The sequence below is a fragment of the Planktotalea sp. genome, assembly GCF_039984035.1.
Taxonomy (GTDB): domain Bacteria; phylum Pseudomonadota; class Alphaproteobacteria; order Rhodobacterales; family Rhodobacteraceae; genus Planktotalea.
The window spans coordinates 1-13,479 of the sequence record NZ_JBDWVM010000034.1 but is presented as its reverse complement, the minus strand read 5'-3'; the positions used below and the strand labels follow the sequence as shown (position 1 = coordinate 13,479).

The 13,479-nt window shown below is 55.0% G+C and carries 13 protein-coding genes and 1 tRNA gene; 3 read left to right on the top strand and 11 right to left on the bottom strand.

Going from position 1 to position 13,479, the window contains the following annotated elements; genetic code table 11:
- The 7 genes from ABJQ89_RS01480 to ABJQ89_RS01450 all read right to left on the bottom strand — a co-directional run.
- Positions 1 to 930: sugar phosphate isomerase/epimerase (locus tag ABJQ89_RS01480; RefSeq protein WP_348494504.1), on the bottom strand; the 930-nt coding region annotated here is incomplete at its 3' end.
- Positions 931 to 954: 24 nt separating this feature from the next.
- Positions 955 to 2,082: a Gfo/Idh/MocA family oxidoreductase gene (locus ABJQ89_RS01475; RefSeq protein ID WP_348494503.1), complete on the bottom strand. Its 1,128-nt coding sequence runs from the start codon at positions 2,080 to 2,082 to the stop codon at positions 955 to 957.
- Positions 2,075 to 2,839: a sugar phosphate isomerase/epimerase gene (locus ABJQ89_RS01470; protein WP_348494502.1), complete on the bottom strand. Its 765-nt coding sequence runs from the start codon at positions 2,837 to 2,839 to the stop codon at positions 2,075 to 2,077. The genes ABJQ89_RS01475 and ABJQ89_RS01470 overlap by 8 nt, the downstream gene beginning before the upstream one ends.
- Before the next feature lie 16 nt (positions 2,840 to 2,855).
- Positions 2,856 to 3,935: an ABC transporter ATP-binding protein gene (locus tag ABJQ89_RS01465; protein WP_348494501.1), complete on the bottom strand. Its 1,080-nt coding sequence runs from the start codon at positions 3,933 to 3,935 to the stop codon at positions 2,856 to 2,858.
- Positions 3,936 to 3,943: 8 nt separating this feature from the next.
- Complete coding sequence (locus ABJQ89_RS01460; protein ID WP_348494500.1) at positions 3,944 to 4,849, bottom strand: carbohydrate ABC transporter permease; 906 nt, start codon at positions 4,847 to 4,849, stop codon at positions 3,944 to 3,946.
- Positions 4,842 to 5,693, bottom strand: coding sequence for a sugar ABC transporter permease (locus tag ABJQ89_RS01455; RefSeq protein ID WP_348494499.1), 852 nt, complete (start codon positions 5,691 to 5,693; stop codon positions 4,842 to 4,844). The genes ABJQ89_RS01460 and ABJQ89_RS01455 overlap by 8 nt, the downstream gene beginning before the upstream one ends.
- A gap of 139 nt (positions 5,694 to 5,832) precedes the next feature.
- Complete coding sequence (locus ABJQ89_RS01450) at positions 5,833 to 7,062, bottom strand: ABC transporter substrate-binding protein (protein WP_348494498.1); 1,230 nt, start codon at positions 7,060 to 7,062, stop codon at positions 5,833 to 5,835.
- A gap of 148 nt (positions 7,063 to 7,210) precedes the next feature.
- Here ABJQ89_RS01450 and ABJQ89_RS01445 point away from each other — a divergent pair, with 148 nt between their 5' ends.
- Complete coding sequence (locus ABJQ89_RS01445; protein WP_348494497.1) at positions 7,211 to 8,236, top strand: LacI family DNA-binding transcriptional regulator; 1,026 nt, start codon at positions 7,211 to 7,213, stop codon at positions 8,234 to 8,236.
- Here the strand turns inward: ABJQ89_RS01445 and ABJQ89_RS01440 are convergent, their stop codons facing one another.
- Together ABJQ89_RS01440 and ABJQ89_RS01435 are read right to left on the bottom strand one after the other, a co-directional pair.
- Entirely contained in the window at positions 8,237 to 10,057 is a 1,821-nt protein-coding gene (locus tag ABJQ89_RS01440; protein ID WP_348494496.1) for an ABC transporter transmembrane domain-containing protein, read from the bottom strand.
- 112 nt (positions 10,058 to 10,169) lie between these two features.
- Positions 10,170 to 10,243, bottom strand: a tRNA-Gly gene (locus ABJQ89_RS01435).
- A 240-nt stretch (positions 10,244 to 10,483) separates the two neighbouring features.
- On the opposite strand from ABJQ89_RS01435, the gene ABJQ89_RS01430 reads away from it, so the two are divergent.
- Positions 10,484 to 10,870 carry a hypothetical protein gene (locus ABJQ89_RS01430; RefSeq protein WP_348494495.1) on the top strand — a complete coding sequence of 129 codons (387 nt, stop codon included), beginning with the start codon at positions 10,484 to 10,486 and terminating at the stop codon, positions 10,868 to 10,870.
- On the opposite strand, the gene ABJQ89_RS01425 is transcribed toward ABJQ89_RS01430, so the two are convergent.
- Positions 10,867 to 11,532 (bottom strand): SOS response-associated peptidase, encoded by a 666-nt coding sequence (locus ABJQ89_RS01425; RefSeq protein ID WP_348494494.1) that lies wholly within the window; start codon positions 11,530 to 11,532, stop codon positions 10,867 to 10,869. The genes ABJQ89_RS01430 and ABJQ89_RS01425 overlap by 4 nt on opposite strands.
- Positions 11,533 to 11,622: 90 nt before the next feature.
- On the opposite strand from ABJQ89_RS01425, the gene ABJQ89_RS01420 reads away from it, so the two are divergent.
- Positions 11,623 to 12,171, top strand: coding sequence for a flavodoxin family protein (locus tag ABJQ89_RS01420; RefSeq protein ID WP_348494493.1), 549 nt, complete (start codon positions 11,623 to 11,625; stop codon positions 12,169 to 12,171).
- A 38-nt stretch (positions 12,172 to 12,209) separates the two neighbouring features.
- On the opposite strand, the gene ABJQ89_RS01415 is transcribed toward ABJQ89_RS01420, so the two are convergent.
- Positions 12,210 to 13,479: 5'-nucleotidase C-terminal domain-containing protein (locus ABJQ89_RS01415; protein ID WP_348494492.1), on the bottom strand; the 1,270-nt coding region annotated here is incomplete at its 5' end.

Genomic DNA, 13,479 nt, shown 5'->3' with positions numbered 1-13,479 from the left:
TTCTGGGCTTTTCAGGCAGCATTCCCATTCGAGCACCGCCCAGCCGTCAAAGCCGTATTGGGACATGCGCGAGAAGATACCTTTGAAGTCCACCTGACCATCGCCGAGCGAGCGGAAGCGCCCTGCCCGATCGGTCCAACCAGCATAGCCAGAATAAACGCCCTGCTTTGCGGTCGGGTTGAATTCCGCGTCTTTGACGTGGAAGGCGGAAATGCGGTCATGGTATTCGTCAATGAAGCCGAGATAGTCGAGCTGTTGCAGCAAGAAATGCGATGGATCGTAGTTGATCATGCAACGCTTGTGGCCGTCGAGAGCGTCGAGAAAACGATCAAAGGTGGTGCCGTCAAACACGTCTTCACCCGGGTGGATTTCATAGCCCATATCGACGCCGTTTTCGTCATAGACATCCAAGATCGGCTTCCAACGACGTGCGAGTTCAGCAAAGGCCTCTTCGACCAAACCTGCTGGGCGTTGCGGCCAAGGGTAAAGGTACGGAAATGCCAGCGCACCGGTGAAGCCAACCGCGCCCGTGAGGCCGAGGTTTTTGGAGGCAATCGCCACCTTCTTGGTTTGATCCACGGCCCATTCTTGGCGCGCCTTGGGATTGCCGTGCAGATGTGCAGGGGCAAACCCATCGAAGGCTTCGTCGTAAGCGGGATGAACAGCGACCAGCTGACTTTGCAAATGGCAGGACAATTCGGTGATCGTCACGCCATGCTCTGCACAAACCCCTGCGATTTCATCGCAATAGGTTTGGCTGCTGGCCGCTTTTTCCAGATCGAACAGCTTTTCATCCCATGTGGGAATCTGTACGCCCTTATAGCCCAGATCAGCCGCCCATTTCACGATAGACGGGAGCGAATTAAACGGGGCCTCGTCGCCGATGAATTGGGCCAGAAAAAGTGCTGGCCCTTTGATAGAAGTCGTCATGGAAATCTCCGTTTTTAGCCGATGTTAGGCAAGCAAGGCTTGCGCTTCTTCCGGTCCTAGTTCTTGCGGTCGCTCGCATGTGGTTTTCATGGTCATCACTTGCCCCGCTTCGCCTGCGTCCAAAATGGATGTCATGACCTCAACAACATGCGTGGCATAGGCGTCGTTGCAGCGATGTGCGCGCCCTTCGGTGATTGCCAGTGCCATGTCGGCAAGGCCCGCACCGCGGTAGTTTGCGTGCACGTCTTCAAAGTTCACAACACCGAATGGATGCTCCGTGTCCCATTCTTTGGCAACCGCGTCGCCCTTGCGTTCAGTGACGCTCACTGTGCCGCCAAAGAAGTTGGGATCAGGCACATCCATCATGCCCTCAGTGCCATAAAGCTCCATCGTCGGGTGCTTGTGCGCCCAGACATCCCAGCTGGCCAGCAGGGTCACGATCGCGCCGCTTTCAAACGACAGGACCGAGTGGATGGTCGTTGGCGTTTCCACAGGAACCGTTTCGCCAAGGCGTGGACCATTGGCAATCGTGCGCTCGGAATGCGCAGCGCCTGTGACGCTGGTGACCTTCGCTACGGGTCCAAGAAGCTGGACCAAGTTGGAAATGTAGTAAGGCCCCATATCAAGGATCGGCCCCGCCCCTTTAAGGAAGAAGAAATCAGGGTTCGGGTGCCAATTCTCCATGCCGTGCCCCATGATCACGGCTGTGCCAGATGTGACACGGCCAATCGTGCCATCATCGACAAGCTTGCGCGCCAACTGGTGGCTTGCACCCATGAAAGTGTCAGGCGCTGTGCCAATGCGCAGGCCTTTGGATTTGGCCAAATCGCCCAGCTCTTGTGCCTCTTCTAAGCTCAGAACAAAGGGCTTTTCTGAATAAACGTGCTTGCCCGCTTCCAAGATGGCGCGTGACACTTCCACGTGCGCGGCTGGGATGGTGAGGTTGATCACGAGATCAACATCATCCGCAGCTAAGAGGTCCTCGACCGTGTGCGCACGCACGCCAAATTCAGCTGCGCGGGCCTCCGCGTTGTCCATGTTAATGTCGGCCACTGCGACGATCTTGTAGCCTTTGAACAAAGGCGCCAATTGCAGGTAAGCCGCAGAAATGTTGCCGCATCCGATGATGCCGACGCCGAGCAATTTAGTCATTGCTTGCCTCCCAGAGAGTTTCGAACGCCGCCGCAGAGCGCTGCGCATAGGCGGATGGGTCTGTGGGTTTGTCGTGTTCAAGGATGTAGATCAAACCAGTCGATTGCGCGCGGCATGCCTTGAGCAACGCAGTCCAATCCAATGTGCCAGCGCTCAGATCAGCCCAGCCATCTTCTTCAAGATTGGAGCCTGCTTCAGCAATGTCCTTGACGTGGATTGCGGACAGACGGCTACCGAAACGCTGCACATATTCCAACGGATCGCTGTTGCCGCGCACGATCCATGCAAGGTCTGCTTCCCACAGAACATCAGGCGCATTTTCAAGCAGGATATCCATCGGGATGGAGCCATCTTCGAGCGCTACGAATTCAAAGTCGTGGTTGTGCCAGCCAAATGCGATGCCCTCAGCTGCGTAGAGTTTAGCTGCTGCATTCAAGCGCTCGGCCAATTCCACGTAGCCAGCTTTGGTCGTGGGGCGGTCCTTTTCTTCGAGGTAGGGCGCATAGACGCGCTGCATGCCCATTGTTTTCACGATCTCCATCGTCGCTGCGAAATCAGCTTCGATGTCCGCAAGGCCCATGTGACCCGTTGGCATTGTGATGCCATTGGCATCCATTGCCGCGCGGTAGGCTGCTGGATCGCCGTAAACGCCGCCATATCCTTCGACCATGGAAATGCCCATTGCTGGAAGTTCAGCCAGAAGCGCGATTTGATCCGTGTGCTCACGCATTGAATAGAGTTGGAGTGATACTGCCATGTTCTTACTTTCAGATTTAGAGACGTGTCTCAGTTGTCATGTCAAAGAGGTGGAGACGCGCTGCGTCGAACCCGATGTTGATGGTTTCGCCCGACTTGAGGCCGGATTGGCCCTCTGTACGCACGCGAACGGATTGTCCTGCGAAATCGATCCAGACCAATGTGTCAGAGCCCATTGGCTCAACAATATCGATCTCGGCGGTGCCGCTGAATGTCATGCCCTTCGCCCCGTCGCCCGTGACGATGTGCTCTGGGCGAATGCCGAGCCATGCTTTGCTATCGCGGCGCGCGCCTGGCATGAATTCATAGCCCTTTACGTTCACGTCAAAGCCTGCACCGGTAAAGATGTCATCGACGATCTTGCCCTCAAAGAGGTTCATCGCAGGTGAGCCGATAAAGTCCGCCACGTATTTATTGCAGGGCTTTTCATAGATGACTTCAGGCGCGTCCAATTGCTGGATCATGCCGTCCTTCATAATGGAAATGCGATCCGCCAATGTCATCGCTTCGACCTGATCGTGCGTCACGTAGATCATCGTGTTCTTGAGCTTCTTGTGCAATCGCTTGAGTTCCACGCGCAAGTCGGTACGCAGTTTGGCATCAAGGTTGGACAGAGGTTCATCAAAGAGGAACACGTCCACTTCACGCACGAGAGCACGGCCAATGGCGACACGCTGGCGTTGACCACCAGACAATGCGCCGGGCTTGCGATCCAAGAGCGGTTCGATCTGCAAAATCTCGGCCACACGCGCGACACGTTCCTCGATTTCGGCCTTTGGCACCTTGGCGTTCTTGAGACCGAACGACAGGTTCCCCTTCACCGTCATCTGCGGATAGAGCGCGTAGGATTGGAACACCATGCCGATACCGCGATCAGAGGGTTCCGCCCAAGTGACGTTCTTGCCCTTGATGAAGATCTGACCGTCGGTGACTTCCAGAAGGCCCGCGATACAGTTCAGAAGCGTGGATTTACCGCAACCGGACGAGCCGAGAAGAACAAGGAATTCGCCCTCTTTGATGTCGATATTGAGTTGTTTCAGGACTTGGACCGCGCCGAAGCTCAAATCCAGATTTTTGATTTCTACTGAGTTTGCCATTTGATTGATCAGCCTTTGACTGCGCCTGCGGCAATGCCGCGGACAAAGAGTTTGCCGGAGGCAAAGTAAATGATGAGTGGAACCATGCCCGTCAGAAGCGTTGCCGCCATGTTGACGTTGTATTCTTTGATCCCTTGGACCGAGTTCACGATGTTATTGAGCTGCACCGTCATCGGGTAAGTTGCGGGTTTGGTGTAGATCACACCGAAGAGGAAATCGTTCCAGATGCCTGTGACCTGCAAAATGATCGCAACCACGAAGATCGGCAGCGCCATGGGCAACATGATCTGGAAATAGATCTGCCAGAACCCTGCCCCATCCACACGCGCCGCTTTGAACAGCTCTTCCGGGATGGAGGCGAAATAGTTGCGAAACAGGAGCGTCAGGATCGGCATGCCGAAGATCGTATGCACCAGCACCAAGCCACCTATATCGCCCATCAGGCCGATTTCACGCAGCAGGATCACGATGGGATAGAGCATCGTTTGGTAGGGAATAAAGGCGCCGATGATGAGGATCGTAAAGAAAACCTCGGAGCCTTTAAATTTCCAATTCGACAGCGCGTAGCCGTTGATCGACGCAATCGCGATGGAAAGCGTGATGGACGGGATCAAAATGCGCACCGAATTGCCAAAGCCGCGCGACAGACCATCGCAGTTGATGCCAGTGCAGGCCTCTGCCCATGCTTTGACCCAAGGCTCGAACGTCACCTCCATAGGCGGGCTAAAGACATTGCCCATGCGGATTTCTGGCATGCCTTTCAGCGATGTAACGATCATCACATAGAGGGGCAGAAGATAGTAAACAGAGACAACAATCAGCGTCCCATAGAGGAAGATGTTGCCGCGAGAGAAGGTTTTCTTCGGCTTCGGACCGCGGGGGCCATCAGCGAGAGTTACAGAAGTATCAGCCACGTTTCCGGCCTCCAAATTCTAGGTAGGCCCAAGGGATCAAGATCACCATCACTGAGCACAGCATCATGGTGGATGCGGCGAAACCTTGGCCCAGGTTCTGAGCGCGGAACATATATTCGATCACGTATTTTGCAGGCACTTCGGACGACAGGCCCGGCCCGCCGCCTGTTTGTGCAACGACGAGATCATAGAGTTTGATAATGCCTGACGCGATCAGAACCAGCGCGGTCACGAACACCGGGCGCATCATCGGGATGATGACCGTGACGTAGGTTTTCACGGTGCCGATGCCATCGACACGGGCTGCTTTCCAGATGTCTTCATCAATGCCGCGCAGACCAGCGAGCATGATACACATGATCAGACCCGAGCCCTGCCAGATACCGGCAATCAAAAGGCCGTAGATCACTGTGTTTGGATCGTTGAGCGGGTTGAAAGCAAAGCTTTCCCAGCCCCAACCACGCACCACTTTTTCGATACCGAAGTCGGGGTTCAAGATCCACTGCCACGCAAGACCCGTCACAACAAAGGATAGCGCGAAGGGATAGAGAAAGATCGTGCGGAACGCGCCTTCAAAACGGATTTTCCGGTCGAGACATGCTGCAAGGCAAAAGCCGATCAGCAGCGTGAGCACCATGGAACAAAAACCATAGATCGCGAGGTTTTTGACGGAGATGATCCAGCGATCCGTGTCCCACAGGCGCTCGTATTGATCAAAGCCGACCCATTTGGTTTTGGGCAACATACGAGAGCCGGTGAAGGAATAAACGACGGTCCAAGCTGTGCCACCAACAAAAACCACCAGCGCCGTCAAGATCATCGGGATCGAGGCAATCTTGGCCATTAGGTTTTTGAATAGGCGACTTGGCCGCTTAACTTTTTGCGGTTGGGGGTCCGAGGCCACGGTCATCGTGTCGGCTCCAATATAAGGGGGTTAAGTGAGAGATGGCCCAGCGAACATGCCGCTGGGCGAAGAAAACTGCTTAGTCAGCAGCTTCGATCAAGTCTGCATAAGCAGCTTGAGCGTCTGCAGCGGACATGTCGCTGGACCAGAACTGCGCCATCAGATCTTCGATCTGTGTTTGCGTGTCTGCAGAGAAGGAAATGTCTGCGGATGGCAGAACGCCGCCTTCAGCCAAGATGCCGAGACCTTTTTGCATGCAGCCGTTTGCAGCGGACAAATCGATGTCGCCGCGTACTGGCAAAGAGCCTTTTGCGAGGTTGAAGTTAACCTGCGCTTCAGGTGAAATCAGCAGGGCTGCCAATTCTTTCTGTGCCGCTGTGATTTCTGCATCGTCGTTCACTGGGAAGTAGAACGCGTCACCACCTGTATCCAGAACGTTGTTCAGGCCAAGACCTGGGAGGCAGGAGTAGTCCTGACCTTCAACTTGCTCTGCAACAGCGAATTCGCCTTGCGCCCAGTCACCCATGATCTGACCACCAGCTGCGCCGGTGATGACCATGTTTGTCGCAAGGTTCCAATCCTGAACGTTTGAGTCCTTTGCAAGTGCACGTGCGCTTGCAACCGCTTCGAACGCTGCTGTGTACTCAGGGCCGCGCGCGGCATCTGCGCTCTTTTCAACGTTTACAGCTTTCCAAGCGTCAAGACCTGCAACCGCCAGCGTGATCGCACCGAACGCGATGCTTTGCTGCCAGCCCTGCTGGCCCATGGCCAAAGGCAGAACGCCCGCGTCTGTCAGCGCAGGTGCGCTTGCTACGAATTCATTCCAATCGGATGGAACGTCTACGCCTGCTTTTTCATAAGCAGCGTGGGACAACCAGATCCACTGTGCGGAGTGGATGTTCACTGGAACACAGTAAATTTTGCCGTCCAATGTGCATGATTCAAGAAGGGAAGATGGGTTAACCAGATCGGCCCAACCGCCCGCTTCAGCAACGTCTGTCAGATCAAGAAGCAAGCCTGCTTCGATCAGCTCTTCAGCTTGACGACCGTGGTTCAGCTGTGTCGCTGCCATCGGGTCACCGCCGAGAATACGTGAAATAATGATTGGGCGCGCTGTGCCGCCTGAGCCCGCGATCGCGCCGTCGACCCATGTGTTGCCTGTCGCATTCCATGCGTCAGCAAATGTTTTTACAGCTTTAGCTTCGCCGCCGGATGTCCACCAATGTGTGACTTCCAATTCAACCGCATGTGCAACCGTTGCACATGACAGTGCTGTCCCTACCAACAGGGACTTCAATGTTTTAGACATATTTTTCCTCCCAGAAAACGCAAATTCTTGCGTGTCATTTCGTAATTGCAAACTCTGCAATCGATTACATTATTGCTTTATGCTTGATCTCCTTGTCAACAAGCAATGTAATCGATTACAGAAATTACAAACGAAAGGACGCGCGACAATGTCAAAAACCTCGACTCTTCAAGACGTTGCTCGCGTGGCTGGTGTATCGACTGCGACGGTCTCTCGTACGTTGTCAAACCCAAACGTCGTTTCCGAATCGACAAGAAAGCGTGTTGCGGAGGCTGTGAAAGTCAGCGGCTATCGCGTGAATCGGGCTGCGCGCAATCTGCGAACGCAACGTTCTCAGTCCATTCTGGTGCTGCTACCGGACCTCGGAAATCCGTTCTTCTCGACGATCCTCGAAGGCATCTCTTCACACCTTGCGCCTAAGGGCTATTCGATGTTGATCGCCAGCACGAGCCAGATCAAAAACACCGGTGAGCGATTGATCGACTATCTCGACGATGTGCGTGCAGACGGGATCATTATTCTGGATGGGGGCTTGCCCGACGATGTAGTCAAATCACTGGAACAGGGGCAATCTTCACGCACCATCATCTATGCCTGCGAATGGACTGAAGCTGGCGAATTTCCCTCTGTGCGCAGTGAAAACCGACGCGGCACGCAAACGGCCGTGCGTTACCTGCATGAACTTGGCCACCGAAAGATCGCCCATGTGACAGGGCCAGAGGACAATGTACTCACCCATGCGCGCAAAGAGGCGTTCGAGGCAGAAATCGCAGCGCTAAATCTGGAGAACCCATCTGAATGGATCATGTCCGGCGATTTCAATTTGGAAGCCGGTTGCAAAACAGCGCAGGACTGGATCGCCATGAAAAACCGCCCAACGGCGGTTTTCTGTGCCTCTGATATGCTGGCGCTTGGCTTTATTTCTGAACTCTCGCGTAATGGGATCAAAGTGCCGGAAGACGTGTCTGTCATGGGCTTTGATGACGTTGTCCTTGCAGGGCAATTCATTCCACCGCTGACAACGATCCGGCAGGACCGAACGCAGCTGGGTGAACGGGCGGCAAGCATCCTGCTTTCGACGCTAGATAACGACAATCAAGAAGACGGGCTTTGCAAAGTGGTCATTCCCGTCTCGCTGGTTGAGCGCCAAAGCACAGCAGCGCCCAAACTTTAGTTAAACGTCCTCAAAGCCTGCGGTGAATTGCAAACGTGCAAGGCGTGCGTAAAGCCCATCTTCAGCGACCAAGGCGTCATGTGTGCCGCTCGCAACGATACGGCCCTCTTCCATGACCACGATGCGGTCCGCCTTTTTGACCGTGGCCAAACGGTGCGCAACGATCAGTGTGGTGCGCCCCTCAGCCAACTCATCAACGGCCTTTTGCACCGCGCGTTCGCTTTCGGCGTCCAGCGCGCTGGTCGCTTCATCCAGCAGCAAAACAGGCGCATCGCGCAGGATCGCGCGCGCAATGGCGATCCGTTGCTTCTGCCCACCTGAGAGCATCACACCCCGCTCGCCCACATAACTGTTGTACCCTTCAGGCAGCGCAGCGATGAACTCATGCGCAGCGGCGGCCTTGGCCGCGGCATAGACATCTTCGTCGCTCGCATCAGGGCGACCAAAACGGATGTTCTCCAGCGCAGAATCGGCAAAGATGACCGGATCTTGCGGCACCATAGAAATGAACTGGCGGAAGGCATCGCGCTCCATCTTTGGCAGCTCGATACCATCCAAACGAATGCTGCCAGTGGCGGGATCATAGAAGCGTTGGATCATCTGAATGATCGTCGTCTTCCCTGCCCCGCTTGGCCCGACAAAGGCGACCGTTTCGCCAGCCGCAATATCGAGCGAGACCTCATTAAGAGCGATGGTGTCTGGGCGCGTTGGGTAGCGGAACGTCACATTATCAAAGGTGATTTCACCGCGCACAGGGGTTGCCAAGGCAACAGGCGTCGCTGGATCGTTTACAGTGTCTTCCGCATCAAGCAGCTCAACCAAACGTTCGGTTGCGCCGGCCGCGCGCTGCAGTTCGCTCCAGATTTCAGACAGGGCCGCAACAGCGCCGGCAACCATGACCGCATAGATTACGAATTGCACCAGGGCGCCCGTTGTCATCAAACCAGAGCGCACATCATGTGCGCCGATCCAAAGCACGCCGACTACGCCAGAGAACACAAGGAAGATCACGATCATCGTCAGCAGCGCGCGCACTGTAATGCGGCGGCGGGCGGCGTCGTAGCTCTTTTCAGTGAAATCAGCGAAGGCGTCTTGGCTTTGCGCCTCATGGGTGAAGGCCTGAACGGTTTGGACCGAGCCAAGTGTTTCAGACGCGTTGCCTGAGGAGGCCGCGATCCAGTCTTGGTTTTCGCGGCTGAGTACCCGAAGTTTGCGCCCTAACACCAAGATCGGGATCAAAACCGCAGGCACCAAAAGCAAAACAAGACCAGTCAATTTGGCCGAGGTGAACAGCATCAACGTAAGACCGCCCAAGAAGATCAGCACATTGCGCAGCGCGATAGAAACGGATGAGCCAATCACAGAAAGGATCAACGTCGTGTCCGTCGTGATGCGGCTGAGCACCTCGCCGGTCATAATATTCTCATAAAACGCAGGGCTGAGGCCAATCACGCGATCAAAGACCGCTTTGCGAATGTCGGCCACCACACGTTCACCAAGTCGCGTCACCAGCGCATATCGCAGCGCCGTGCCAACCGCGAGCAAGGCCGCAATGCCCAGCGCTGCGGCGAAGTATTGATCCAGCAAGCTGCCTTCCGCGACCTCAAAATTATCAACGACGCGCCGCACCGCCATCGGAAGTATCAACGAAATACATGCAGTTAAGGTGAGTGCGCATCCCGCCAGCACCACCAACAGGCGATAAGGGGATAGAAAAGGCCACAGTCTTGAGAGCGTGCCAATTTTTTTCGATTTTTCTCGCTCGGCTTCCCCGACATTCGGGGCCACTTGGCTGGGTCGCGTAGTTGAATCAGAAGCCATGAGAGGTCCTTAGCCGTCGGTATTGAACGTCTAAATGACCACGACGAGCGGGCGGGTCAAGGGCGTCACATGCGCGCGGTTGGTCAAAGGTGATGGGATATTGTGGGAGATTTGGAGCGGGCGACGGGAATCGAACCCGTGTCTCTTGCTTGGAAGGCAAGGGTCTTACCATTACACAACGCCCGCACTCTGTGATCGGACATAAATCAGGCCCCACCGAGGGTCAAGCGGCTCTTGGCCAAGAATATCACCAGAGCGCCGTTTCAATGCGAAAATCGACGCAGGTTAACCAACCGTTAAGATATTGGACCTGAACAAGTGGAAAAGAGCGACGCAAGCTTTGCCCAATTTTGCCTTAATTTTGCCTTGGGCGCTGACTATCCCCACTCCAACCGCGCGTGAATCAATGCGCAAAGGAGCGAAACCATGTTCAAAAAAGCCTTTCTAGCCCTCGCAGTAGCGGCCTCAAGCATTGCCTCAACGGCATCTGCAGACAACTTCAACATTATCTTTGTTGACGGTGGCTTCTTCCCTGAGATTACATATCTCTTCCCGGGCGATACCGTTACATTCATCAATGAAACGGAAGACACAATTACAGCAGAAGCGACAGACGAAAGCTGGTCAACAGGCCCACTAGGTCTTAACCAAAGCTACCTGCTGCCAATCGCATCCGATACTGTGCTGACCTATGGTGATCCTAACAACATCAGCAAAACAGGCCTTTTGTCGTTCGATCTTGCACCGCTCGCTGACTTCAGCCCAGAAGGTTCAGAAGGCGCAGAAGAAACAACCGATACATCGACAGACTAATCAGCGAATGGTTCGATCAGTTCCGGGCCCGTCACCCGATTGGAATTAACCGCACGATCGACGCGATAAAAGTCGAGAAAATCATTAGGGGCAGCACGCATAAGCGGCGCTGCTCCTTTTCCTTTTTCCCCAAGCCAAAGCGCCCAATCATCCTGCTGTAATATCACAGGCATTCTGTGGTGAATTTGCGATATTGCTTCGTTCGCGCCAGTTGTTACGACACTGCACGTGCGAAATTGGTCGTCCCCATTGCTCCAATCCTGCCAAATGCCTGCAAAGGCCAGCATACTTTTGTCCTGAGCATGGATGTACCACGGGTCGCGCGCGCCGTTTTCGTCCTTTGTCCATTCGTAAAAGCCGCTTGCTGGGATCAGGCACCGACGTTCGCGGCATGCCGCTTTGAAGGCGGGTTTTTCCGCAATCGTTTCAGCGCGCGCATTGATCAGCAACGGGCCATCGTTGGGCTTTTTGTACCAATGGGGGATGAACCCCCAGCGCATTTGCCCCAACTGCCGCGTGCCAGTTTCATTCCAGATCACATGCACCTGCGTCGTGGGGCAAACATTGTAGTTGGGCACCTCCGGCAAATTATTCGCAGGCTGCGCCGCAAAAAGCTGAGCCATAGCATCATTGGGAAGGGTAACTGCAAGACGTCCACACATGCCTCAACTCTAACGCAATTCTAGTGCCTTGCAAAAGGTCTGCGCAGGCGCTCTTTATGCGGCATTCATTTTATTAACCCGAAAGCTCCCATGACATTTTGCATCGTTTACTATTCTCCCGAAGGCCACACCAAAGCATTGGCAGAGGCCATCGCCGCTGGCGGAGACGCAACGCTGTTTGATGTCACGACCTTGACCGAGGCCGATTGGACCATTCTCGACAACGCGGGCGCAATCGTCATGGGCGCACCGACCTATATGGGAGGGCTCCCATCGGTCTTCACCGCCTTCATTGAAAAAGCGGCTGCGCGTTGGGAACATGGGTTATGGCGGGACAAGCTGGCGGGCGGATTTTCGACAGCGCTGCACCCCGCAGGTGACAAATTGAACGCGCTCATGAGCATGTTTGTCTTCGCCGCGCAGATGGGCATGGTCTGGATCGGCGCGACAGAAACAGGTGCGCCTGTGGTACCTGAGAACGAAGGCATAAACACCGATGGTTCATGGGTCGGCGTCACCGCAAGCGTTTCATCGAAAGACGGGGAATTGTTGAAAGAGGGCGATCTGGAAACAGGGCACCGCTACGGTGCGCGCATGCGCCAATCCCTTGATAGATGGGAAAAGGGCGCGATCCCTTAAGACCGCGCCCCTTCTAAACTAAGCTTTAAGCACGTAGCTTACTTAACGGTGATACGACCGTCTGTGTAAGGCGTGTATGGGCCTGTTTTTGCCAAGAACTCTGCCGTCACATCAGCAAGGTCTGGGCCGTAGTCATAGGCATCCACTGCGTCGCGGAACATTTTGTAGCCATCGCCACCGTTACGCACATAGTTGTTGGACACAGCGCCGTACATTTTCGCCAGATCGATTGGCGCGCCGCCAACCATCACGTTTGAAACGCGGCTACCGACTTCGGCAGCTGGATCAACTGTGTAGCTCATGCCCGCAACCTGTGGGAAACGACCAGCAACTTCTTCAATCTCGCTCACGCCATTTTCCAAAGCCGCCAGCAAGGTCGCGCCGGAAATGCTAAAGGTTGAGAGCGTGTTCTGGAATGGAAGAACCGTCAGCACTTCGCCCATCGTCACATCGCCTGCATCGATTGAGGCACGCAAACCGCCAGAGTTCGCAATCGCGATCTGGATGCCCTGATCGGCAACACGCGCCAACATCGCATCGGCCACAAGGTTACCCATCGGGCATTCCTGCACGCGGCAGATAGAGCGATCACCTTCAATCGCTTCGGCGGCGCTTGCCACGACTTTGTTGCGGATTTCTTCCAGCGGCGCGGCTGCTTCTGCGATACGCGCTATTGTTGCGTCATCTTCAGCAACTGCAGCGTCCATGATGATCGGCTCGCCCGCGGCTTCGGTGATTTCGCCCGCGTCGTTAAAGGTCACATTCAGCTCACCAAGGAATTTACCATAGGCATAGGCCTGAACAATCGCCGTATCGTTCACCATCGTTGGATACGGACCAGAGGCACGTTCATTCGTGTTAGACAGCAACGTGTTAGAGTGGCCTCCAACGATCACATCAACACCCGTTGTGCCCGCTGCAACCGCTTGGTCGACGCCGTAACCAGAGTGCGACAGAACGATGATCTTGTTCACGCCCATTTCGGTCAGCTTGTCGACCTCGCCCTGCACCGCGCCAACAGGCTCTGTGAAGGTTACATTTGGACCGGGGCTGGCCAGCTCATCGGTGTTTTGCGGTGTCAGACCGATCAAGCCGATCTTTTCGCCGCCGCGCTCAATCACAGTGGATTTCGCCAGCTTGTCTGCAAGCAAAGGCTCGCGGCTCACATCGGCATTGGACATCAGAACGGGGAAATCGACGCCATCCATAAAGCCGCGCAGAACTTCGGGGCCATCGTCGAATTCGTGGTTGCCCACGGTCATCGCATCATAGCCCATCTTGTTCATCATTTCCGCCGCGAGCTTCGGC

Coding starts and splice junctions, on each gene's coding strand:
- ABJQ89_RS01425 (WP_348494494.1), bottom strand. CDS start 11,532: ATGTGTGGACGTCTTGCAGTTACCCTTCCCAATGATGCTATGGCTCAG.
- ABJQ89_RS01420 (WP_348494493.1), top strand. CDS start 11,623: ATGACATTTTGCATCGTTTACTATTCTCCCGAAGGCCACACCAAAGCA.
- ABJQ89_RS01445 (WP_348494497.1), top strand. CDS start 7,211: ATGTCAAAAACCTCGACTCTTCAAGACGTTGCTCGCGTGGCTGGTGTA.
- ABJQ89_RS01450 (WP_348494498.1), bottom strand. CDS start 7,062: ATGTCTAAAACATTGAAGTCCCTGTTGGTAGGGACAGCACTGTCATGT.
- ABJQ89_RS01455 (WP_348494499.1), bottom strand. CDS start 5,693: ATGGCCAAGATTGCCTCGATCCCGATGATCTTGACGGCGCTGGTGGTT.
- ABJQ89_RS01470 (WP_348494502.1), bottom strand. CDS start 2,839: ATGGCAGTATCACTCCAACTCTATTCAATGCGTGAGCACACGGATCAA.
- ABJQ89_RS01475 (WP_348494503.1), bottom strand. CDS start 2,082: ATGACTAAATTGCTCGGCGTCGGCATCATCGGATGCGGCAACATTTCT.
- ABJQ89_RS01440 (WP_348494496.1), bottom strand. CDS start 10,057: ATGGCTTCTGATTCAACTACGCGACCCAGCCAAGTGGCCCCGAATGTC.
- ABJQ89_RS01465 (WP_348494501.1), bottom strand. CDS start 3,935: ATGGCAAACTCAGTAGAAATCAAAAATCTGGATTTGAGCTTCGGCGCG.
- ABJQ89_RS01430 (WP_348494495.1), top strand. CDS start 10,484: ATGTTCAAAAAAGCCTTTCTAGCCCTCGCAGTAGCGGCCTCAAGCATT.